Source organism: Polyangium jinanense (genome assembly GCF_028435265.1).
Taxonomy (GTDB): Bacteria; Myxococcota_A; Polyangia; order Polyangiales; family Polyangiaceae; genus Polyangium; species Polyangium jinanense.
Window position 1 is genome coordinate 115,425 of the sequence record NZ_JAGTJK010000024.1, and the last position, 22,749, is coordinate 138,173.

18 protein-coding genes are annotated in these 22,749 nt (G+C 67.7%); 6 read left to right on the top strand and 12 right to left on the bottom strand.

The window, feature by feature from the left end; all coding sequences use genetic code 11:
* The first annotated feature begins 10 nt into the window (after nt 1-10).
* A complete protein-coding gene (locus KEG38_RS33265; protein ID WP_272424127.1) occupies nt 11-1,102 on the top strand; it encodes a glycoside hydrolase family protein in 1,092 nt (363 codons plus the stop codon).
* Nucleotides 1,103-1,230: 128 nt separating this feature from the next.
* Nucleotides 1,231-2,430 carry a serine/threonine-protein kinase gene (locus KEG38_RS33270; RefSeq protein ID WP_272424128.1) on the top strand — a complete coding sequence of 400 codons (1,200 nt, stop codon included), beginning with the start codon at nt 1,231-1,233 and terminating at the stop codon, nt 2,428-2,430.
* A 7-nt stretch (nt 2,431-2,437) separates the two neighbouring features.
* On the opposite strand, the gene KEG38_RS33275 is transcribed toward KEG38_RS33270, so the two are convergent.
* The 5 genes from KEG38_RS33275 to KEG38_RS33295 are packed head-to-tail and all read right to left on the bottom strand — an operon-like array spanning nt 2,438 to nt 7,843.
* On the bottom strand, nt 2,438-3,919 hold the full coding sequence (locus tag KEG38_RS33275; protein ID WP_272424130.1) for a methyltransferase domain-containing protein: 1,482 nt from the start codon (nt 3,917-3,919) through the stop codon (nt 2,438-2,440).
* 7 nt (nt 3,920-3,926) lie between these two features.
* Nucleotides 3,927-4,577: a transaldolase family protein gene (locus KEG38_RS33280; RefSeq protein WP_272424132.1), complete on the bottom strand. Its 651-nt coding sequence runs from the start codon at nt 4,575-4,577 to the stop codon at nt 3,927-3,929.
* Nucleotides 4,578-4,628: 51 nt separating this feature from the next.
* Complete coding sequence (locus tag KEG38_RS33285) at nt 4,629-5,267, bottom strand: D-glycero-alpha-D-manno-heptose-1,7-bisphosphate 7-phosphatase (RefSeq protein ID WP_272424133.1); 639 nt, start codon at nt 5,265-5,267, stop codon at nt 4,629-4,631.
* Nucleotides 5,264-5,881 carry a D-sedoheptulose-7-phosphate isomerase gene (locus tag KEG38_RS33290; protein ID WP_272424134.1) on the bottom strand — a complete coding sequence of 206 codons (618 nt, stop codon included), beginning with the start codon at nt 5,879-5,881 and terminating at the stop codon, nt 5,264-5,266. The genes KEG38_RS33285 and KEG38_RS33290 overlap by 4 nt, the downstream gene beginning before the upstream one ends.
* A 57-nt stretch (nt 5,882-5,938) precedes the next feature.
* Complete coding sequence (locus KEG38_RS33295) at nt 5,939-7,843, bottom strand: potassium transporter Kup (RefSeq protein WP_272424136.1); 1,905 nt, start codon at nt 7,841-7,843, stop codon at nt 5,939-5,941.
* Between the two features lie 187 nt (nt 7,844-8,030).
* On the opposite strand from KEG38_RS33295, the gene KEG38_RS33300 reads away from it, so the two are divergent.
* The 4 genes from KEG38_RS33300 (at nt 8,031) to KEG38_RS33315 (ending at nt 14,875) form a co-directional block, all read left to right on the top strand.
* Nucleotides 8,031-10,460 carry a PAS domain-containing protein gene (locus KEG38_RS33300; protein WP_272424138.1) on the top strand — a complete coding sequence of 810 codons (2,430 nt, stop codon included), beginning with the start codon at nt 8,031-8,033 and terminating at the stop codon, nt 10,458-10,460.
* A gap of 344 nt (nt 10,461-10,804) precedes the next feature.
* Nucleotides 10,805-11,134, top strand: coding sequence for a four helix bundle protein (locus tag KEG38_RS33305; RefSeq protein WP_272424139.1), 330 nt, complete (start codon nt 10,805-10,807; stop codon nt 11,132-11,134).
* Nucleotides 11,135-11,530: 396 nt separating this feature from the next.
* Nucleotides 11,531-11,941 carry an RNA polymerase sigma factor gene (locus KEG38_RS55730; protein ID WP_272424141.1) on the top strand — a complete coding sequence of 137 codons (411 nt, stop codon included), beginning with the start codon at nt 11,531-11,533 and terminating at the stop codon, nt 11,939-11,941.
* 207 nt (nt 11,942-12,148) lie between these two features.
* Complete coding sequence (locus KEG38_RS33315; protein WP_272424142.1) at nt 12,149-14,875, top strand: Kelch repeat-containing protein; 2,727 nt, start codon at nt 12,149-12,151, stop codon at nt 14,873-14,875.
* Nucleotides 14,876-14,914: 39 nt separating this feature from the next.
* On the opposite strand, the gene KEG38_RS33320 is transcribed toward KEG38_RS33315, so the two are convergent.
* The 7 genes from KEG38_RS33320 to KEG38_RS33350 form a co-directional block, all read right to left on the bottom strand.
* A complete protein-coding gene (locus KEG38_RS33320; RefSeq protein WP_272424143.1) occupies nt 14,915-15,814 on the bottom strand; it encodes a hypothetical protein in 900 nt (299 codons plus the stop codon).
* A gap of 141 nt (nt 15,815-15,955) precedes the next feature.
* Complete coding sequence (locus KEG38_RS33325) at nt 15,956-17,266, bottom strand: cytochrome P450 (protein WP_272424144.1); 1,311 nt, start codon at nt 17,264-17,266, stop codon at nt 15,956-15,958.
* A 175-nt stretch (nt 17,267-17,441) separates the two neighbouring features.
* Nucleotides 17,442-19,388, bottom strand: coding sequence for a CocE/NonD family hydrolase (locus tag KEG38_RS33330; protein ID WP_272424145.1), 1,947 nt, complete (start codon nt 19,386-19,388; stop codon nt 17,442-17,444).
* A gap of 65 nt (nt 19,389-19,453) precedes the next feature.
* Complete coding sequence (locus KEG38_RS33335) at nt 19,454-20,062, bottom strand: hypothetical protein (protein WP_272424147.1); 609 nt, start codon at nt 20,060-20,062, stop codon at nt 19,454-19,456.
* A 178-nt stretch (nt 20,063-20,240) separates the two neighbouring features.
* Nucleotides 20,241-20,963 (bottom strand): hypothetical protein, encoded by a 723-nt coding sequence (locus KEG38_RS33340; RefSeq protein ID WP_272424148.1) that lies wholly within the window; start codon nt 20,961-20,963, stop codon nt 20,241-20,243.
* A 43-nt stretch (nt 20,964-21,006) separates the two neighbouring features.
* Nucleotides 21,007-21,231, bottom strand: coding sequence for a hypothetical protein (locus KEG38_RS33345; protein WP_272424150.1), 225 nt, complete (start codon nt 21,229-21,231; stop codon nt 21,007-21,009).
* 11 nt (nt 21,232-21,242) lie between these two features.
* Nucleotides 21,243-22,622, bottom strand: a complete 1,380-nt coding sequence (locus KEG38_RS33350) for a hypothetical protein (protein ID WP_272424151.1) — start codon at nt 22,620-22,622, stop codon at nt 21,243-21,245.
* Nucleotides 22,623-22,749: the final 127 nt, after the last annotated feature.

Sequence of the window (22,749 nt, forward strand, 5' to 3'; positions counted from 1 at the left end):
GGGCATACCGATGCGCACGGAACACCCGGGTTCGTTCCTCCTCGCCCTCGCGCTCCTGTCCGGCTGCGCCACGCTCGCCGACACCGAGACCGGCGGGGAGAACCTGCCGAACGCAGCCGCCGGCCCGTTCCGCGCCCTTCGCACGGGCGAGCTCGGCAACCTGCGCTCCGCGCCGAATGCCCTCGCAGACGACGAGACCTTTCCCCGCGATCCCGCCGTCCTCGACGCCGACGGAGATCCCGCGACGCCCGCCGTCTTCGGCTACTTCTCGATGAACCCCGAGGTGCCGGGCGAGGAACCCGATCTCACGGCGCCGTCCGGCGCCATCGTCCGGTACGGCGCCGAGGACGGCCGCTCCTTCGATCGCGCGCCGCTCGTGGTGCTCACGCCCGAGGCGCCGTGGGAAGGCGGGACCGTCGGCGCGCCGTCGGTCGTCCGCGTGGGCGACGAGATCTTCCTGTACTACGCCGCGGCCGGCGGCATCGGGCTCGCGCGGAGCCTCGACGGCAGCGTTTTCGCGCGGGTGCCCGGCGCTGTCCTCGGGCCCGACGCGTCCGGCTGGGAAGCCGGCGCCGTGCCGCGCAGCCCGGGTGTGGTCGTGCTCGACGACGGCTCGTTCCGGCTCTTTTACGAGGTCCCGGGGCCTGGCGACGCGGCGCGCATCGGCGAGGCGCGCTCCGACGACGGCGTCACCTGGACCCGCGTCGGCGACGGCCCCGCGCTCGCGCCCGCGCCGGCCGGGGAGGGGGCCGAGCCTCCTTACGACGGCGCCTGGGTCGGTGCGCCCGCGCCCGTGCTCGCCCGATCAGCCGAGGGCCGCCCGATTCTGCGCGTGTATTACGCCGCCCGGGACAGCCTCGGCCGGGCCGTCGTGGGTCTCGCCGCGCGATTCGATCCGGGCAGCGAAAAGTCCCTGGAGCGCGCCGCGAGCCCCGTGTTCGGCAGCGGCAGCTCGCTCGGACCGCACGAGCCCTGCGTCCTCGTACGCCCTGGCCATACATTGCTTTTTTCGACGCAACGCGCGGGTCGTACGAAGAGCGCCAATTATCCGGCGGTGGCTGCCGGCGTGGCGCCGGCCGACGTGTCCTTGCCCGCCCCTTGAAACCGAAAGCCCCCGGGCGCGCTTCTTTACTTTGGGCTCGCTGCGTGATGTAACGTCGAGGCGAGTGAGAGAGCCCTCTCCACGTGTCGGTTTGGACCGACGTCTGGGGACCGCGCCACGGAAGCGAGATGTTGGAAGGAGACCAGATCACTCCCAAGATGCGGCTCTCGAGGCACCTCGGGCAGGAGGGCAAATCCCAGGTTTGGGTCGCCGAGCACGTGGGCTTCGGCAAGGATGTCGCCGTCAAGCTCATGGGGCGCGCCTTGTCGCGCAACTCCTCGCCCCTCCACCGCTTCCAGCGCGAGGCGGACGTCGCGACGCGGCAGATCAAGAGCCCGCACGTCGCGCAGATCCTCGAGCACGGCCTCACGCGCACGGGCATGCCCTACCTCGTGATGGAGCTGCTCCAAGGGGAAGACCTCGGCAGCCGCATCGCGAAGACCGGCCCGATGTCCCCCAAAGACGCCGTGCGCCTCGTCGCGCAGCTCGCCAAGGGCCTCGGCAAGGCGCATCTCCTCGGCCTCGTCCACCGGAACCTGAAGCCCGGCAACATCTTCCTCACCGAGGGCGAGAACGGCGATTTCGAGGCCAAGGTTCTGGACCTCGGCCTCTCGGTCCGCGCGGGCATCTCCTCGATGGGCCGGACCACGAGCGACGCGACGCACATGATCTCGCCCGAGTTCATGAGCCCGGAGCAGATCTTCGGCCAGAAGGACGTCGATTTCCGCGCCGACCTCTGGGCTCTCGCGGTCCTCGCGTATTTCGCGCTCAGCGGCCGCGTCCCCTTCAGCGGCGCGAACCTCGAGGGCTTCGGCAACGCCATCGAAGAGGGCCGGTTCGAGCCGGTCACCACGCTCGTGCCCGGCCTCCCGAGCGCCGTCGACTCCTTCTTCGCCAAGGCCCTTCAGCGCGATCCCACCGCGCGCTACTCCGCGGCCAAGGAGGTCGCCGACGAGTTCGAGCGCGCGCTTGGCGTCGAGGCCGAGGAGCGCACGAGCCGCACCTCGTTCCCGCTCGTCACGAATCGCAGCTCGTCGCCGGGATCGCGGCCGTTCGGATCGAGCACGACCACGGGCTCGATGCGCCGGCCCAAGCTTTCCTCGCTCAAGGAGATCTCCGATCGCATCCCGGCCGAGGTCCGGGATGCGGCGTTGCGCCCGCCGGAGGTCCTGCCCGTCACGGTTGCGCCGGACGAATCCCGCAAGAGCTCGGCGCTCCTGATCGTCCTGCTCGCCCTGCTCGGGATCGGGACCATCGTGGCCGGGCTGTCGCTCCTCTCGGGCGACACCTCGCCGCCCCCGCGCACGGCGCCGACCGCGCATCCCTGAACGGCCGTTACCGGATCTCGTACCGCGACGAACCGCGTTTTCCCACGGGCAGCGCGTTCACGAGCCGGATCATCGTCCAGACCGTGCCGGCGATCTTCCGGAGCTTCGACTGCCCCACGCGCTCCTGGTAGTCGATGGGCATCTCCACAACCCGGTAGCCGCATTTCGCCGGGAAAAGCAGCGTGTCGATGGGCAGCGCGTCGCCTTCGCCGTCGAAATCGAACGCGCGCACCATGCTCGATCGATACGCCCGCATGCCGCTGTGCACGTCGCAGGTCGGGATGCCGTGCATCAGGTGCGCGAGGGCCGCGAACGAGCGGTTCGCCAGGTAGTTCGGCAGCGGCATGGCCGCGGGCCGCGTGCGCGTGCGGGCGCAGTTCACCACGTCCACACCCTCTTCCTCGACGAGCTTGCGCAGCACCGGGATGTACTCGGCCGGGTACGTGAAGTCGCAGTCGAGGTAGATCAAGAGATCGCTCTCGACCGCGGCGCTGTACATGAGCAGCTCCATCGCCGGCCCGTGCCCGCGCGGCGGGATTTGCCTGAGCACGCGCGCCCCGAGCCTTGCTGCGATCTCGGGCGTCCGGTCCGTCGAGCTGTCGACGCAGAGGATCTTGGCGTCGGGCGCGACCTTGCGGATCTCGCCCATCATCGCCTCGATGCTGTCCTCCTCGTTCATCGTCAACATGCCGACGGTCAGGCTGAGCTTGCGCGCCTTCGGCGGCTTGCGGGCGACGTACACGTTCTGGAAGGACAAAAGCTCCGGCGCGCGCGCCGCCACCACGTCCTCCACCGGGCGCACGAGCCCCTGGTAGAGCTTGTACGGCAAGGACTTGCGCAGGCTCTCCGGATCGGGATTCCCGCCCGGCGCGATCGCCCGTTGCGTGGAGAGCACCACGTCCTTCGCGGCGCGCACGAGCATCGGGTTCTGCTCCATCCGCAGCACCTCGAGCCCCGCGCGCTCCAGCATCTGCCGGCCCGTCTCGCGCGTGAAGAAGCGCAGGTGCGAGTCGTCGAGGATCCCGCTCTGCGTGTACTCGAACTTCCCGGCGAGCAGGCCCAGCCGCACCGTCCACGCCGCCACGTTCGGCAACGACACGATCACGTGCCCCCCGTCCTCCAGGTACGGGAGCAACCTCCGGATCACCGCGATCGGATCGGTGACGTGCTCCAGCATGTCGGCGAAGAGGAGGAGGTCGAAACTCCGGCCGGCGAGGCCCTTCTTCACGGCCTCGTCGCTGGTCACGTCGAGGGCGAGCACCTCGTCGAGCCGCGCCTTGGCTCGCTCGATCGAGGCCGGGACGATCTCGATCCCGGTCACGTGCGCTCCGCGCTTCTTCGCGGCCTCGCCGTTCAGGCCCACCCCGCAGCCCACGTCGAGCACCCGGCGCGGCCGGCCGATGGCGTCCACGAGCGCCATGTTCTGCTCCTCGACGACGTACTTCGTGTTCGTCGCGCCCTCGGCGGGGGAAGTGCCGTTTGCCGTCACGGCGGGGCTACTTAGCACGGCTCGCCCAGGCCGCGTTGAACTCGCGGATCGTCTCGTCGGTCTTCGGGTTGTGCAGCATCTTCCGCAGGATGGCCGGCGGCACCGTCACTACGTGCGCCCCGTGCGCGAGCGCCTCGTTCACGTCGAGGATGTGCCGGATCGACCCCACGATGATCTTCGCCCCGAGGTTTTCCCTGTCGAGCTGCGCCCGCGTCTCCGCGATGACGGGCCGCACGTCGTAGCCCATGTCCCGCACCCGACCGCTGAAGATCGACACGTACGTCCCGCCTGCGAGCGCCGCCAGGTAGGCCTGGTTGAAGCTCATGATGCACGTCACGTTCGTCTCGATGCCCTGCGACGCGAGCGCGTGCGTCACGCGCAGGCCCGCCTCGCCGAACGGCACCTTGATGACGATCCGGCCTGGCGCCCACGTGTGGTAGCGGTGGGCCTCTTCCATCATCGCGCCCTCGGACTCGCTCACGAGCTCGACGGAGACCGGGCCCTTCGAGGCGGCGACGACCTCGCGGATGCGCTGCTCGAGGTCCACCGCCCCGGCTTCCCGCGCGAGGATGAGCGGGTTCGTCGTGACCCCGGCGATCACCCCCCACGCGAAGATGTCCTTGATCTCCTTGGGATCCGAGCTGTCGAGAAAGAGCATGTACACTCCGAGCTGCGCGCCCGGCGGGCGCCGGGGGCCGCGGAGCATAGATCAGCCCGGCGCCGTGGCGAGCAGATCTCTGAGGCGCCGGGCGAGCTCGTCGAAGCGGCTCGCCGACGCGTCCGGCCGGATGAGCGGGATGTCGTCAAAACCCCCGCGCACCGGGCACATTTCGCAGCGCCCCCACTCGAACAAAAGCCCCGCGCGAAGCCCCGCCCCGCGCGCCGCCAGCACGTCCACCGCCGCGTCGCCGACCATCCACGAGCGTGCCGGATCGAGCCTGAGCTCCTCCACGAGCGAGAGCAGCATCCCCGGCTTCGGCTTGCGGCACGCGCAGTCCGTGGCGAGCGAGGGATCCCCGCCCGGCCCTCCTTCCGGGTGATGCAGGCAGGCGCGCACCGCCTCGATGCGGATGCCCTCGCGGGCGAGCGTGTCGACGAGCGCCTGGTTCGTGCGGGTGATGGCGCTCTCGGGGATCTGGCCCTTCGCCGCGCCTGGCTGGTTCGTGGCCATGGCCAGGACGAACCCCGCGTCTTGCAGGAGAGCGAGCCCTTGCACGACGCCGGGCAGGAAGCGGACGTGATCGGGGTGGAAGGCGCTCACCACGGCGCCGAGCTCGGGGTCGCGGACGAAGTCGATGAGCGTCCCGTCGCGGTCGAGGATCACGCCGGGGCGCGCGGGCCCGTTCATGCCTCGGCCACCATCTGCCGCAGCCGCTCGCAGATCAGGTGGTGATAGACCTCGTGGAACCCCTCGACGTGCGGCGTCGACGTGTGCCCGCCCGAGGTCCGCGGGACGATGATCGACGCGTCGGCCATCTGCCGGAGCGCGCCGCCGTCGTAGCCCACGAGCGCGACCACCTTGCCGCCGTGCTTCTTCACGAAGTCGGCCGCGGCGACCAGGTTCTGCGACCAGGGCCCGGCCTTGTCCGCGCCCGAGCCGCCGTGGACGCTCAGGCAAACGAGCACGTCGCCCGGGCCCATCGAGCCGTCGAGCTGCTCGAGAAAAATCCGGTTGAACCCCACGTCGTTCGTGAGCGCGCTGATCAGGGCCGCGTTGTCGCAGAGCGAGCGGCACTTGAAGCGTTTTTTCCCTTCCGCCCAGGTGAACTTCGCGATGTCGCAGGCGAGGTGGCTTGCGTTCGCGGCGCTGCCGCCGTTGCCGCAGGTGTAGATGGTGCGGTCGTTTTTCCAGGCGTCGAAGAGGATGTCGATGACGGCCGTGAGGTCATCTCGGCTCGTGCCGAGGGCGATCTCGGCCGTCTCGCGCAGGTAGGTGTCGACGAAATCGTGGGTGGACGGCATGGGGGAGTCGTTCTAGCGCAGAGCTTGGACCCTGGGGAGGGGCGAGCCGTCCTGGCTTCACAGGTTGATCTGCATCCCGAACTCCACGACGCGCCCCGGCGGTAGCCCGAAGTACGCGGTCGCGGGCCTTGCGTTCCGGGAAATGAAGGCGAAGAGGCCTTTTCGCCATCGCATCATCTTCGACCGCCCCGTGGGCAGGAGCGTCTCGCGGCCGAGGTAATAACTCGTGCGTTTCAGCTCGATGACGAGCCCGTGCGCCTTGCAGGCGAGCAGCACGCTCGGCACGTGGGGCGTCTGCATGAAGCCGTAACGCGCCCGCACCCGATAAAAGCCGTTTCCCTTGTCGATGATGCTGATGCGCTCCTCGGGCGGGATCTCGGGGACGCGCTCGTTCGTCACCGAGAGCAGGACGACCTGCTCGTGGAGGACCTGGTTGTGCTTGAAATGGTGGAGCAGGACGGGCGGCGTCCCGTGCGGGTTCGAGGCCATGAAGACGGCGGTCCCGTGCACGCGGAACGGCTTGATTCGGGCCACGTCGTGCAGAAATTGATCGAGCGGCAGGAGATCGGCCTTGAAGGCCTCGCCGAGGATGCGCCGCCCCGTCTTCCAGGTCGTCATCACCGTGAAGATGCCGAGGGCCATGGCGACGGGGAACCAGCCGCCGTGGAAGAATTTGGCCGCATTTGCCGTGAAAAACGATAGATCGATGATCAGGAAGGTCAGCACCGGCGGCAAGGCCTTCCACAGCGGCCAGCCCCAGCGCCGCGTGACGACCACGAAATACACGACCGTCGTGATGGTCATCGTGGCCGTGACCGCGATGCCGTAGGCCGCTGCGAGCGCGCTCGACGTCTTGAAGAGCAGGACGAGGAACACACAGGCCACGAGGAGCGCGCGGTTGATCTCGGGGATGTAGATCTGCCCTTCGGTGTGCTTCGACGTATGCACGATCGTCACACGCGGAAAATACCCGAGCTGGACCGCCTGCTGCGTCAGCGAGAACGCCCCGGAAATCAAGGCCTGCGATGCGACGATCGTGGCCGCGGTGGCGATGGCGATCGTCGGATAGAGGGCCCAGGAGGGGACGAGGGCGTAAAAGGGATTCGCCGCGCCTTCGGGGTGCTGGAGCAAAAACGCACCCTGCCCAAAATAATTGAGCAGGAGCGCGGGCCAGACGACGGCGAACCAGACCCTTCGGATCGGCCCGCGGCCGAAATGGCCCATGTCCGCGTAAAGCGCCTCGCAACCCGTGATGCAGAGGACCACGGCGCCGAGCAGCAAAAAACCGTGGCCTCGGTGCTCCAGGAAAAAATGGACGCCATACCGGGGGTCCACGGCGGCGAGCACGCTCCGATTGACGAGGATCCAGCGAAGCCCGAGGGTCGCGATGGTCAAAAACCAGACGAGCGTGACGATCCCGAAGACATTGCCGATGTTCCCCGTGCCCCGCTTCTGCACGAGGAAAAGCCCGATCAGAATGGCGACCGTGAGCGGCACGATGAGGGGCTTCAGCGGGTGATACGCGACCTCGAGCCCCTCCATGGCCGAGAGCACCGAGATGGCCGGCGTGATGACGCCCTCGCCATAAAGTAGCGACGCTCCGAGCAGGACGAGCAGGACGAGCGGCCCCGTCCCTGGCCCTTTCCGCGGCGGCACGAGCGCGAGCAATGCCATCGTCCCGCCCGATCCATGGTTGTCGGCTTTCAGGATGAACCCGAGGTATTTGACCGACACCACCATCAGGAGCGTCCAGAACACGAGCGAGAGAATCCCGAGGATGTTCTCCGGCGTGGGCTCGACCCGGTGCGAGGCGGCCGGGCTGAAGCATTCCTTGATGGCGTAAAGCGGGCTCGTGCCGATATCACCGAAGACGATGCCGAGCGCGCCGAGGAGCAGAGCCGCGCGGGGGGCATGGGCCACGTGCGCGCCGGGCTGAGCAGCCCTCGAGAGTTCGTCTGTCATCGTGGCCAGTAGGTAAGGCCATCGGAGCGGAGAGGCGAGCGAGCGATGGACGGGAATGACGCGGACGTATGCCCGTCACGGATTGGATGTGTCCTCGACGGGCCCCCTACATCCAAGCCCCCGCTCCCGCCTCCGCTCCCGCTGCACCAAATACCTCGAATGCGGCCCCGTGCGGCCAGGGGAAAAGATGGCGGACGAAGCTCAACTCGATCGGTCCCCCGGTGGGCCTCTGCGGCTCGGGGCCTTTCTCCGATCGAGCGGCGAGCGGATCCTCCGTGAATGGGTCGACCGCGTCCGCGCCTTGCCAGCCGCGCAGGCATTGCCAGACGGCCTCTTGCGGGATCACCTCCCGCACATCCTCGAAGCGCTCGCCTGTGCCCTCGACCCAAACGGGCACGCGGGCTGCCCCAAGCAAGAACGCGCCCCGGACATTCACGCCCTCGCGCGGCTCGAAGTGGGGTTCGATCTGCGGGAGGTGGTGACCGAATATGCCATACTCCGCCGCTGCGTCCTCGAGCTCTGGGCCGAGGAGGCCGGGGATCTCGCGCCCATCTGCGACGTCCTGGCCTTCGATCGGGCCATCGACGAGGCGGCCTTTGCGGCCGTCGCGACATACACCGCCGCGCGCGAGCGGACCCTGCGCGCGCTCGACGCCATGTCCAACGCGGCGCTGAACAGCCAGGGCATCCAGAATTTTCTCCAGAGCTTCCTCGTCGCATTGCGTGAAACTTCGCCGGTCGTCGATTCCGCCGCGATTTACGTGGTCGAGGGGGAGGACCTCGTCGTCCGCGCGGCCCTGGGTCCTGCGCAGGAGGCGTCGCTGGGGACGCGGGTCGCTCGCGGCGAATGCCTGGCGGGCCGCGCCCTGCTCGCGGCAGCTCCGATCGACAGCGTCGATACCCGCGGCGATCCGCGCGTGAGCGCGGCGATCGACAAGGAAAAAGTTTGCTCGGCGTACGCGGTCCCGCTCGAGATTGGGGGCTGCGTCGCGGCCGTGATCGTGATCGGAGCCGCGACGGCGCGGGCCCTCTCCGACGAGGATCGGCTCATCGTGCGCACGCTCGCGGCGCGCGCGGCCGCGATCCTGGCGCTCAAGCAGAGCCACGACGAGACCTGCGCCGCCCTCGCCATGCTCGCGACGTTCATGGAATCCTCGCCCCTCGGCCTCGCCTTTCTCGATTCCGATCTGCGCGTCATGCGGGTCAACACGGCCATGGCCGAGCTCCAAAGGAGGCGACTCGAAGAGTATCCGGGGCAGCCTTTTTGCAAATTCGTGCCCCCGCCGATCGTCGAGGAGACCGAAAGGATCCTGAAGCAGGTGGTCGCGACGGGAAAGCCCCTCCTCGGGCGAGAGGTCGTCGCGGAATGGCCGCCTGGCAGCGGCCAGCGGGTGGGATTCAGCAGTTATTTTCCGGTCCGCGGCCCCGACGACACGATCCTCGGCCTCGGCGTCGTCGTGCAGGACATCACCGACCAGAAGGCCGCCGAACAGGCGCTCCGGCAGAGCCAGGTCGCGCTCCTGGAGAGCGAGCAGCGGCTCCGGCTCGTCGTCGACAGCTTGCCGTACCTCATCAACTTCGTCGGCGCGGACGAGCGGTATCGGCTGAACAACAAGGCCTACGAGGTCTGGTTCGGCGAGCCGCCGGCATCGCTCCAGGGAAAACGTGTCGTCGAGGTGATCGGCGAAGAGAATTACCGATGGCTCAAACCGCTCATCGATCGCGCGCTCCGCGGCGAGACGGTCGAGCGCGAATTACCTTTCGTGTTCCGGGGCGGGCGCCGGGGATTCATTCATCTCGTGCTCGTCCCGCAGCTCTCGGCCGAGGGCCGCGTCCTCGGCTACGTATCGCTCGCCACGGACATCTCGGAGCGAAAGCGACGCGAATCGGAGGATCGGAGCCGCCTGGAATTCGAGCAACAGCTCATCGGGATCGTATCGCACGATCTCCGCAATCCGCTCACCGCGATCACGCTCGCAGCCACGGTGCTGCTGCGCCGCGAGGATCTCGACGAGCGCGCCACGAAGACGGCGGCGCGGATCCTATCCTCGGCGGAGCGCGCCATTCGCTTGATCCACGATCTGCTCGATTTCACGGCCGCGCGTCTCGGCCGAGGGATCCCGATCGCGCCCCGTGAAGCCGATTTTCATGCGGTCGTGGCGGGCGTGCTCGACGAGGTGCATGTCGCCTTCCCGGAGCGAGTCTTTCGCGCGGAGCACGTGGGCGATGGTCGGGGTGTCTTCGATACGGACAGGGTCGCGCAGGTGGTCACGAACATCACGAGCAATGCCGTGCAATATGGGACGCCCGGGACGGCGGTGACGGTGCGGACCGAGGGGACGGTGAATGAGCTCGCGCTCGCGGTGCACAACTGGGGGCCCGCGATTCCCGATGCGATCCGGCCGGGTCTGTTCGCGCCGATGCAACGAGGCGACGTGCCAGGGGATCCGCGGGGCCGGAGTGTGGGCCTCGGGCTCTACATTGTGAAAGCGATTGTGGAGGCTCATGGCGGCCGGATCGAGGTGCGCTCGACGGATGAAGAGGGGACGACGTTCGTTGTGTGGATCCCGAGGCGAGCGAAGGTCACAGGGGGGCCGGCTCTTCCGGAGAAAACGTGAGCGTGCGGTCATCGAGCGGGGGCGGGGGCGGAGGCGGAGGCGGGGGCGGAGGCGGAGGCGCGTGCGCGTGCGCTTGCGCGTGCGCGTGCGCGTGCGCTTGAGCGTGCGCTTGAGCGTGCGCTTGCGCGTGTGCGTGCGCTTGGGGAACGGTATGCAGGGGTTCCACTCGGGGACGGCGAGCGTACCGTCGTGCTCGGCCTCTTCAAGGCCAAGCCGTGCTCCCCGTCCTCGCGCTTCGCGCTGCGGGCGGGTCCGCGCGGTGCTGCGCAGCCTTGAAAAGGCCTGCGCGCGACGGTGTGGGACGGGGGTCCCGGCGATTGGGCCGTCGGGCGGAGGAATCATCCATGCTGAAGATCTACGAAGTCGTTTTGGCCATGGCGGGGGACGCGGCAAGCATTGCAGGACAGATTGAGCGAAAGGATTCGGATCTGGCGCGGCAAATGCGTAGGGCCATGCATAGCGTCGCGTTGAACGCGGCAGAAGGCATGGGCAACCACGCCGGAAACAAGCGACAGCGCTACTCCTCCGCACTCGGGTCGGCAAGGGAGGTGCTGGCCTGCGTCCAGGTCGCCCAGGCCATGCGCTATATCGGCAACGTCGACGCAAAGGTCCTCGACCGAATGGACCACGTCATCGCCACCCTCACCCGCCTCGTCTACCGCCGCGCCTCGTAAGAGAAGCCTCTCTCGCCCCTCTCCCGGGACGGGAGAGGGGTTGGGGGTGAGGGACTTTCAGCCCAGGATCACAGCTCCCATTCCAACGCCCCTCGCCCCATTCGCGGCGGATCGTGGGTTCTCCGCCGACGAACCAATCCGCTCTTTTCCAATTGCCTCCGGCCGCAATCCATGAGACAAAGCAAGCGACGCCAGCCGGCGCACCTAACACCGACCGGCGTCTCCCCACAACCCCGACCAAACCGGAGTCATGAGTATGGCTACGATACAGCTCCATTCGCCGCCGGCAAACTTTACGGCGGCGCACGCCCTGCTTGGGCGCCTTTACCTGGAACACCGCGATTTCCTGCGCCGCCTTCTTCTTGGACAGGCCATCCCTCCCCGCGACGTGGCGACGTGGACGACGTCGTGCAGGAAATCTTCATCACGGCCTGGCGACGCCTCGAATGTCTTGTCACGCCGGAGCAGGCGCGCCCTTGGCTCCTGATGATCGGGCTCAACCGTGCGCGCAATCATCGAAAGCTGGCGCGTTGCGAACGGGAGGTTCTCGCGGGCCTTTCGGATGACTTTCCCGAGCGGGAGGACGAAGCGGAGTCGACGGAGGCGCTCGTGCTGGCGACGTACGGGCTCTTCCGGCTCAAGCGATTCCTCTTGAGGATCGGCCCGCGCATCCGTGCGGTCGTGGTGCCTTACCTGGAAGGCCGTTCGATCCGGGAGATCGCCGAAGCGCTCGGCATTAAGACGAAGACCGCCTACGCCCGCATCTCCCTCGCCCGACGGCACCTGCAAACGCTCGCGCTCGCCTGATCCGCCTGCGCACGCGCAAGCGCACGCGCACGCGCAAGCGCACGCGCCTCCGCCTCCGCCTCCGCCTCCGCGCCTCGCGGAGAGCGGCCATCGCTTGCCCTCTCCTCGGAGCCCAAATGTGCCGCGAGGCTGCAATCGGTGCCGCTCGCATGCGATCGATCTCGAAATCAACTACCGCCTGAGCGCATTGCATGCTCGAATGCACGCATGCGCTACCTTTCCGGTCGACGCTCTCTCTTTCTCCCCGTCGCAACCTGCCTTCTCGCCGTCGCATGCAGCAGCCCCGACGATGACAGGCCGCCGAATACCTCCGACGACGCGGGGACCGAACCTATCGATCCGACACCCGCCGAGAACCTCGCCCTCGTATGCAAACCGGGCTCCGCTTCGTCCTCGCCGCTCGACATCCCGGCGAATACCCTGACGAAGATCGACGTCGACACGACCGGCATCCGCGGAGACACGCTCATGTTCCTCCACGAGGGCAAGGTGGTCCTCGCCTCGCCCAAGGCCGAGCCCGGCTCCGAGCCGGCGGACGTGATGCGCAGCCCCGTCATGACCTTCGACCTCGCGGCGCGCGCCTGGTCGACGACACCCACGATGTTCGGGGCGTCGTTGTCGGGGGCCATTCAGGCGGCGTTCGCGCCGGACGCCGCGTACGTGTTCACGAAGAAATACGAGACGTCGACGTTGCTCGAAAAGGTCGATCTCGCGACGTTCACGAATACCGCGGTCGGTGATGAGACGTGGAAGGCCGCCGTGACGCCGACGTGGGCGGCGTTTCGCGACTACGGCAGTCCGTTCGGATCCATCGTCGACGCGAATCTCGTGTGGGACTCCGCGCACGCGGAAGTGTTGCTTCTCGGCGGACAGGCGCCCGGCGCAGCCCTTGGGACGTTCGGGAGCTTTACGTTTGATCCCAAGGCCAACACCTGGCGGGCGTCGCCACGAGGCACGGACATCGCGCGCAGCCTTTTTACCGATCTGGAAACGACCTCGAACAAGCTCCGGCTCGTCGTCGCGCGCGCCCGCGCCGCGTGGCATCGCGGTTTGCCGCCGAGCGATCTCGCCATGTGGGTCCAGACCGACGTCGTCCCGGCGTGGCAGGGGCTCGACGCCGAGCTCAAAGGGCTGAAGGACCGCGTGGCCGCGCTCGGTGGCAAGTCCGGGCTCGATGAGCAAAGCATCACGATGGGCAAGACCAGATTCGACGAAGCTGTCACGGCCTATACGGCCGGCACGGAGGCGCTCGCCGGCGCGCTCGCCGGCGAGACGCTCACCGCGCTCGATCGTGTCGCCCTCAAGGTTCGAGAAGCCGCATGGGCCCTCGCCCCCGAGCCGCCTCCGCGCTTGGCTGCCTCCGTCGCCGTGTTGCCGGATTGCAGCGGCCTCGTCCTTTTTGGTGGAACCCACGGGGATTTCGCGACGGCCGACACCTGGATCTACGACTTCGCCTCCCAGCGATACCGGCAGCTTTGGCCCGAGCGCTCGCCGAGCCCGCGCCAGGGCGCCCGCTTCATCGGCATGACGGGCGGTCGCGCGCTGCTCGTCGGGGGCAACACGTTCCGCCGGAAGATCGAACCACAAAACCCGGACGAGAAGCTCCCGACCGAGGCGTGGCTCTTCGACGCGACGACAATGCAGTGGTCCTTCGTCGCGAGCGTGCCCGCGGAGGAGGAGGCGTCCATGATGCGCATCGTCGGCGCGACGCACGTCGGAGGCGATACGATGCTCGCGGTCGCGAACGGCGGTTCGGAGTACCCGAGTTTGCAGCGATCGAGCACGTGGGCGCTCCGCCTCGATCCGAATACGCTCGACGCAGAAGCCACGGCCACGAAAGGCGTCGACCCCGGCACCTCGTTCTCACGCGCCGAAGCCGCGAGCGGTTGGTCGCCGGCGTGGTACGACGAAGCGCCGCGCGATCCGGAAGGCACGTTCGGCGCGTGGATCGACGGATTGCCCGAGAACGTCTGGACGGCGCTGCCGACCGTGGAGCGCCCCAGTACCTCACGTTCCTGGGGCAGCACGATTTTCGACGAGAAGAATCATCAGCTCCTGCACTGGACCGGCGGCCACCAGTCCGACCCGACGAATACCGTGCAACATCTCCACCTCGAGACCGGTCGCTACAGCATCGGGCACGTCGCGGAGGCCCTGTCCATCGGCAATACGTTCAGCGGGCGCCCCGACTGCAACAACCACACGTACAACGCGGTCGCGCTCGATCCCGTGTCCGGTCTGCTCATCGCGCCGCACCGCGCAGGCACGCACGTGTATGATCCTGCGCTCGGAGACTGGGTCGATTTCGTTCCGACGCAGCCCTTCGGCTACGACCTCTACTCCGTCAAGACGGCATCAACCCCCGTCGGCGTCGTGGCGTGGACGGGGGGTCCGTCGGCCGGCGGATTCTTCGGAAAATTCGTCGCCGACAAGCACGCGTGGGAAGCTCTTCCGGTCATGGGCACCTTTGCCTCCCTGGTCGGTGGTGACGAGAGTGGAATGGTCTACGACTCGAAGCGCAATCGCATGCTCATGTTCGCCGCGCAGGGATACGAGGACGCCGGCGGGCAGGTCTGGGCCTACGACTTCGCTTCCGCGAACGCGACGGCGCTCGAGCCGACGAACCGCGCCTTCATCGACAACAGCCCCTCGTCACAAGCCCTCAACCGTGTTCGCGAGATGGTCTACATCGAGGCCCTGGATCTCGTGCTCTTCGTGCAGATGTGGGTCGACAACCAGCAGGTTGGCTACGACGTCGCGAACAATCGCTGGGTGAAGACGAGCCTCGCGCGGCACGCGAGCCAGCAGTTCGGCAGCGTCGACTGCGGCATCGCCTTCGATGCGACGCGCAGTCGACTCTATTCGCTCTGCAACTACGCCGAGAATTTCGTGATGCGCGCGGTCCCCGCGAACATCACCACGACGCCGCTCTGAGGGGGGCGCTCGAGTACTCAGAAGTGAGCGTTCGCGTCTTCAGCTGCCGCGGTGGAGGCGTTCGATGATCGCCTCCGCCCGCGCGAGCGCATCGCCGTAGGCGTTCGGCGGAAGAGCGCCGTCGATTTTCCAACGCGGTGCGCTGCCGCGAGCGCGGTCGGCCTTCTTCTTCACTCCACGACCGCCGGCCGAGGCCGCGTCGCACATCGCATTCCAGTGCTGAAGGCTCTCGGCCATGAAGAAGAAGCCCTCTTCGTGCGAGTAGTAGAGGACGACGGCGTCGTCGTCCGGAGCCTCGAGGAAGACGAGCACGCCGACGTAGTCGCCATCCGATCCGGCGATGGGGAAGAACGGCGCGTCGAATCGGGAGCCGACGAGTTCGTCCCAGTCAGGATCGGCGCTCAGCCAATCGAAGTTCGACATGTCGAGCGACGTGTTGCCCTTGGGCGTCAGCGCTTCCCCGTACTCGGCGAAGAAGTCCTCCGAACGTTCGCCCTGGGGGTTCTGCAGCGCGGCCGCGAGCGACGGAGAGACCGCGGCGACCGCATCGAGCGGTCGTGGCAGCACGCTCAATGCGTCGCGCTTCGCAGATTCGCGCGCCTCGTTGGCCGCGCGTTCTTGGCGTACGAGCTCGGGCTCGGGGATGTCGATCATGTGCTCGAGTCGGTAGTAGAGCCGTGCCTGCTCTTTCGCATCGCCGATCTCGGCGAAGTGATCGAACCATTCGCGAAGCGCGCCCCGCGCCTCCTCGATGAGCGCACTCGGATCCTCGAACGCGTCGGGCGTCGTCTTCATGCCGAACAAGAGCGTCCGGTCCCCGTGGAAGAAGCTGCGTAACGCAAGCAGGTCGTCGATGGCGGTGATCGTCCGCGACGGCGGGCGAGCCTCTTCGATCATCCGCATCGCCCAGCTTTGCATTTTCTCTTTTGAGATGGCCACGCGGAGAATGTCCCACCGCAACGGCCATCGTGCACTCGCGATGGTGGAAATCCGTCGTGGAGGATCCTTGGGGCCACCGCGCCGGGGCGGGGGGCCCCCGCCCCCCGGGCCCCCCCGGGCCCCCCCCCCCGGGCGCAGGAATCAGCGGACGATCACGCGCACCGGAGAGCCGGGCAGACCTTGCAGCCCCACCCGCACCGGCTTCTTGGACACGAGTTCGAAGCTGTAGCGCCGCAGCAGCGTCCCCAGGACCAGCTTCATCTCGTACAGCGCAAAGGCGGCCCCGATGCAGCGCCGATTCCCGCCGCCAAACGGCAGGAATTCGAAGGGGGAATAGGTTCGCTCCAGGAATCGCTCGGGACGAAACACCGCAGACTCCGGAAATACCTTGGGATCGTGGTGGGCCCAGATGATTTGCGCGAACACGCCTGAGCCCGCCGGCAAGTCGTAGCCCGCGATCTGCATCGGCGCATTCAATTTGCGTCCCACCCCCGGGCTGGGCGGGCGCAGGCGCAGCGTCTCGTTGATCACCGCTTCCAGATACGGCGCCTTGGCCAGCGCCTCGGGATCCGGATCCGCGCCCAGCGCCGTAAGCTCGTCCTGCAGCCGGCGCAACACGGCGGGCGCGTTTCCGAGAAAATAGAGCACCCAGGTGAGCGCGCCCGCGGTCGTGGTGTGCCCCGCGAAGAGCAGCGTGTGCAGCTGCTCGAAGATTTGCAGGTCGCTCAGCGCCGTCCCGTCTTCCTGGCGGGCTTCCAGGAGCAGACTCAGGATATCGGTGCGCTCGGCGGGCTCGGCGCGGCGGCGGGCGAGCTCCGGATCGAGGAAGCTGCGCAGGTCCTGGGTCGCGCGCACCCTGCGCGCCCACGGGCCGAAGCCCCCGAACTCCCGGCGCAGCCAGGGAATCATGAGGGTGATGTTCAGGCCCAAGGAGAAGCTCTCGCGCAGCGCCTCGAGCAGCTTCTCGAGGCGCGCCACTTCCGCCGGTGCAGTGACTCCGAACACGAGGTGGATGATCGTCTGCAGCGAGATCTTGTGCATGAGGTCCTGCGCCACGATCTCTCGGCCCGGCCTGAGGTCCCGGGAGTGCTGCAGGCTGAGGTCGCAGATCTGCTTCCCATAGAGGCGCATGCGCTGCCCGTGAAATGGCGGCATGAGCAGCTTGCGCATGGCCGTGTGCCGCGCGCCCGAGAGCACGAACAGCGACGACTCTCCCATCGCCGCGGTGAAGCTCTCGGCCAGCATCTGATCGAGGGCCTCCGGCGGCACCGCGAACACGGAGCGCAGACCCTCCACGCTGCCGGTGGCCAGCACCGGTTTGCCGTTCATCTTCGGGCACGACATCGGATCGCCGTAGCGCTCCCGCAAGCGCAGCGTGTAGCCGATCGGGTCCATGATCCCCTGTATGTTCACCAGGATGTTGTTGGTGGGGCCTTTGGGCAAAGTGGTCATGGGGCGCGTCCCTTCCAAAGTCGCCAGCGAAACGGTAGGGTAGAATCGGGGGATAGGACACCCGAACGGTTCCACAGCTGTCAAGCCTTTTGTGACCCGGTCCCCTTCGAGTTGACGTAATCGGCTTTCAGCGCGTTTCCTACGTAAGAGCCGCAGCGCGCCGGCACTGAGAGCGTCACGGCGACAGGACCGGCAGGACGATCGCCGAGGGCGCCTCGCGCGAGCGCGCGATCGTCTGGGTGGCGGCCACGTAATCGGACTCCTTCGCCGCAAAGATGCTGTCCACGTAGCGCTGCGGATTGCGATCAATGACCGGGAACCAGGTGCTCTGCACCTGCACCATGATCCGGTGCCCCTTGCGGAACGTGTGGGCGCGGGTCTCGAGGTCGATGGCATAACGCAGCACCTTGCCGGGCGGGATGGGCGCGGGCTTGGCGAAGCTGTCTCGGAAGCGCCCGCGCAGGACCCTGCTCGCGACCATGAGCTGATAGCCGCGCATGTCGGCGTCCGGCTCGGCGGGTTTTTCACCGTCCGCCTGCGGCTCGGGCGGAGGCATCGGATCGCCCTCCGGGTAGACGTCGATGAGCTTCACGATCCAGTCGCTGTCCGTGCCCGACGTCGACGCGAAAAGCTCGGCGACGATATCGCCGGCCACCGTGAGATCCGCGTCGAGCGGGCCCGTCGAGAAGCTCAGCACATCGGGCCGATGATCGACGAAGCGCTGGTCCTCTACCATCCACGTCCGCCACTGGCTGCCCGTGAGGAGCGGCTGGATCGGGCGAGGGACAAAGGGCACCGGGTTCTGCGGATCGGAGACGTAGCTGTCGGCGGCGCCCCGGCCCGTCTCCGTGGGCGGCTCGAACGACAAGGCCCGGCCCGCGCGCAGGTAGAGCTTTTTCTTGGTGACGCCGGCCTCGGGCGGCCAGCGATCGAAGGTGCGCCAGCGGTTCGTGCCGGTCTCGAAGATCGTCGCCTCGGGCTGGTCCTCGGTGGGTTTGTCGTGGAGCCAGTGGGCGAGCCAGGGGACCACGATTTTGTCCCGGTAATGCACGCCGGTGTCGCTGCCGAAATCCACGGGTCCGAGCTTGCGCCCGGGGCTGCCCCATCCGCCGTGGTTCCAGGGGCCCACGACGAGGTGGTTCTTGCGCGCGGCGTCGCTCTTCTCCAGCGTCGCGTAGATGCCGAAGGGCCCGTAAAAATCCTCCTGATCCCACCAGCCCGCGACGTTGAGGATGGGGATCGTCGCCTTGCGCAGGTGCGACACGATCGCGCGCCGCTCGAGGAACGCGTCCAGGTTCGGGTGCGCGACGAAATCGTTCCAGGTCGGCATCTTGCCGTGGAAATGGCGCGCGTCGACGTTGGCGAGCGGCCCGAGGTCGAGGAAAAAATCGTAGAGATCGGAGCGGCCGTACGAGAAGACCGTGTTCGCCTCCTTGCTCGTCTCCATCCTGGCGACGTACTCGAAGCCGTAGGCCAGCCGGAATGCGCCGTTGTGGCGGAAGTCGTCGCCGGTGAACTCGTCGGCGGGAGAGGCCTCCTCGACGATCACTCGCAATGCGGGGTGCGGCTCGAGCAGGGCCATGGTGGCCGTCCAGGCGCCGTACGAGGTGCCCATCATCCCCACGCGGCCATTGTTGCCGGGCACGTTCTTCACGAACCATTCGATGGAGTCGTGCGCGTCGGTGGCGTCGTCCACGCCGCGCGGGTCGGCCGGGTCGTGCGGCGGCGGGGTGATGACGAACGTCCCCTCGGAGCCGAAGCGCCCGCGGCAGTTCTGGGCCGCGATGATGTAGCCGTCCGCGCGGAGCGCGTCTACCCCGGGGTTTTCCAGGTCAGAGGCGTCCTCGGGGATGCCATAAGGCGAGCGAATGAAGAGCACGGGCAATGGCTTCTTCGCGTCGACGGGCGAGAAGATCACCGTCTCGAGCTTCACCCCGTCACGCATGGGGACCATCGCCTTCGTCATCGTGAAAGCGGGGCGCCTGGGCGCAGGCGCGGGCGCGGGGTTGTCGGCCCGGGCGGGCGTGGGGGGGTTTTCCGCGGGCTTCGCGCTGGAGGGTGGATTCGCGCTCGCGCACGCGAGGGCGAGGAGCGGGGCGAGGAGGGGGGCGGCCTGGCGCACGGGCGGAGTGTAGCATGCCACAGGCATCCACCTCGCTCGTGGGGCTACGCAGGCGGCGTCGGCCCTCAAGCCTCCTTCGGCCGACGGATCGCGAGCACGATCCCCACCACGAGGAGCACCGCGAAGATCAAGAGGAACGCCATGTTGAACACGATGCAGCTTTCGTTGATCGTCGAGAGCGGCGTGAACTCGGCGAGGAAGCGGCCCGCGTCGAGCTTGCTTTCGCTCTCGAAGTCGAGCCCGCGCGCGGCGAACTCGGACGGCGGCTTTTCGAGCTGGTCTTCGGCCGCCGGGATATCGATCACCTCGCCGGTCTTGAGGTTCACCGCCTCGTTGAACGGCTGCGGGTAATCCGTGTAGACCCAGTCGCCTTTGCGGTACTGCGCGCCGTTCATGACCGTTCCGGCCGACTCGTTCACTCCGCAAAGAGGGCAGAAGGGAAACGTGCCCCGTCGGTACTTCGTGATGCTGACGCCGTACTTGTCGACACGGAAGGCGCGACCATCGTCGATCTGCAGGAGCGCGAAGTCGTGCTGACGCTCGAACGACATCGACGCGCCATGGGCGCGCACGCCTCCGGCGCCGAGCCAGTAGTAGATGCTGACGATGATCCAGAGGCCCGCTGTTGCTCCCGCGACCGCCCGGAACCACTTCGGAATACGCTGTGCCGACATCGGCGCGACCATAGACGGGGCCGTTCGGTTCGACAAGCCGTGTGCGCGCCGCTGACTCGCGTCTGCCACCGAGTCGACCGTCCCATTGTCGCTAGAAGGGGGCGTCTTCGGGCGATCTGTTCACTCCCGAGCGGGTCGGTCTTGATCGCCGAGACCGCTTTGCGCTTCCAACCGCGGCTCACAGGGCGTCGGGGGTGCCCATGACGCGGCGCTCGAGGAAGACGAGGCCGATGCCCCAGACGAGGTAGAGCGCGACCGCGGTAAAGAACTGCCAGGGCGCGCCGTCGAAGTGGCGCTGCACCACCATCACGAAGCCGACGACGGGCGGGGCGACGAGGAGCGGCAGGAAGATGCCGTAGTAGAAGCCGTAGACGCGGCGGCTACGCGGGCGGTCGACGGGGAGGCGCTCGCCGGTCTGGATCGTGGCGGTCTGCCAGGTGAGGACGAAGGGCAGGCCGCGCTGCTTCTCGGGGCCGAGGAAGCGCAGGCGCTCGCGACGGACCGGCGCGACCGGCAGGAAGGCGACGGTCAGCCACAAGGTCATGGTCAGGGCGCCGCCGGGGCCGCGGTGGTGCGGGTCGAGGTAGCGCAGGCCGAAGCCGTTGAAGCTGAGGGCGCTCTCGAAGAGGCCGGGATTGGCGAGGGCGAAGCGCTCGAGGAAGCCGCGGGTCTCGGTGGTCTCGTTGCGCGGCGGGCGGGTCCGGCGCCAGGCCTGGAAGAGGCGGAGCGCGCCGAAAGACGAGAGGGCGATGAGCACGACCAGGCCGATGCTCACCGGCAGAGCGGTATCGTCGACGACCAGCCTGCCGGCCGCGTACTCGACGGCGAGGCCGACGGCGGCGAAGCACAGCGGGAAGGTGACGAAGAGGGCGATGACGAGGCTCGCGAAGAGGCGCCACATGGGCGCACGGTACTCGATGAACCCACCCGGCGGCAGGCCGGTCTTAGCCGCGCGGACCGCTTGCGTCGCGCGGCGCCGTCGCGAGCTTCGTGCCGCAGAACGGGCAGAACGCGATCGCGGGGCCATACGTCCGCTGATAACCCCCCATGCCGGACGAGCCCTGCTCGAGATCGGCGAGCCAGAAGCCCGTTGCATCCTCGCGCACGAATCCGTAGTTGCGTGCGTCGGCAAAGGCTTTGCACGAGCATCCCGTCACGACCTTCGTCACCGTCTCACCTCTCAGCTCGGCCATATCACGACGAGGATGCCTTCGTCGACGGCGGTTTGAATGGCCCGCGCTGGCGCCGCGAGCACGCACGCGTCTTGCGAGCCGGTCGGAAGCTCGACGAAGCGTAGGTCCGACCCGCGCGCCTCGCACAGCGTGTTCAGGAGCCCCAGCACCGGCTCCACCGTGATCCAATCCGTGGTGTTGCCGGCGATGATCTCGTAGGTGCAATCCGGCAAGAACGCGCGCAGCCTGTACGCGTCGCGCAACTGATCGGGGTCGTTTACCGGTCGATACGCGTCCTCGTCGTCGTCCTCGTCGTCGTCATCGTCATCGAAGAACTCATGGTGTGGCACCTCCTCGAAGAGGACGTCGTCGAGCACCGGCGACACGAGTCGCGCCAAGCGAGCGAGCACGCGGTCGTAGTGATTCGGGTACTCGTCGGTCTCCTTCGCGAAGAGGGCTGTACGCGAGCCGAGGACGTTTTCGATCGTGACCGCACGAAGCTCCCCGTCGGTGAGCTCGGGGAGAAGCCCGACGTTGTGCGCGTAGCGCGCAAGCGCGCCGGGCTCGGGAAACTTCACGAGCGGCGCGACGAGCGGGGCCATCCGAGGGTCTTCCACCATCTCGGCGATGGCGACCGCGTACGCGCGATCGAGCTCCGCGAGCTGCTCGAGCGCGTGAAAGCGGACGTAGTATTGCTCGGTCTCGTCCGTGACCGCGACCGTGAGAGCGGCGAGCACGTCCCCGCGAAGCTCGGGGTGAGCCGCGAGCACCTCACGCGCGCCATCTCTCAGCTCACGCACCGCGAGGAACGGATTCGCGAGCAGCGCGCGCCGCGCATCGTCGGGCTCCGGCTCGGAGGGCTCGGTGCGTGCGCCTTGCCCCGCACCGCACCGCGCAGCATACGTCTGTCGTGCTTCGTCGTCGACGACGGCCGACGCGAAGAGTGCGTCGAGCGTGAGCGAAGCGCATCGCGGATCGGAGGCGATCGTTCGAGCCAGCGCCGCGCGCGCCGCGCGGGGAATGGACTCGTCGGCAAGGCAGCTCTCTAGCCAAGAGACGATCTTCGGCCCGATCGAATCGTCGCAAAGCAAAGCGCACACGCGATACCCATAGGCCGTGCCGGCATCGCTGCCTTCCGCTTCTGGCACACGCGAGAGGGCGCGCGTCACGTCATCGAGGACCGCCACGTCCCCCCGACGCAGACGATACGCGACGAGCCCCTGCGGCGCGTGCTGCGACGAGTAGTGATCGATCGCGGGGCCCACGCAGGCCAGCGGGAGACCGAGACGCGGCGAGCGGCCGGGGATGGGCGAAACGGCCGCAAACACGAAGGGTTCGCCGTCGATGCATTCGAGCGGAGTGCGTGGCGTCTCGTCAGTTGAATCCATCGGTTCTCTCGTCGGTTCGCTCACGAACGGCTCGTCTGCACGAAACTACCATCTGTGGCCAAATTTCGGAGTTCGGATGTTAGGTCAACGCTGACGGCGGGGTGATTTTGCTTGCTTCGGCTACCCC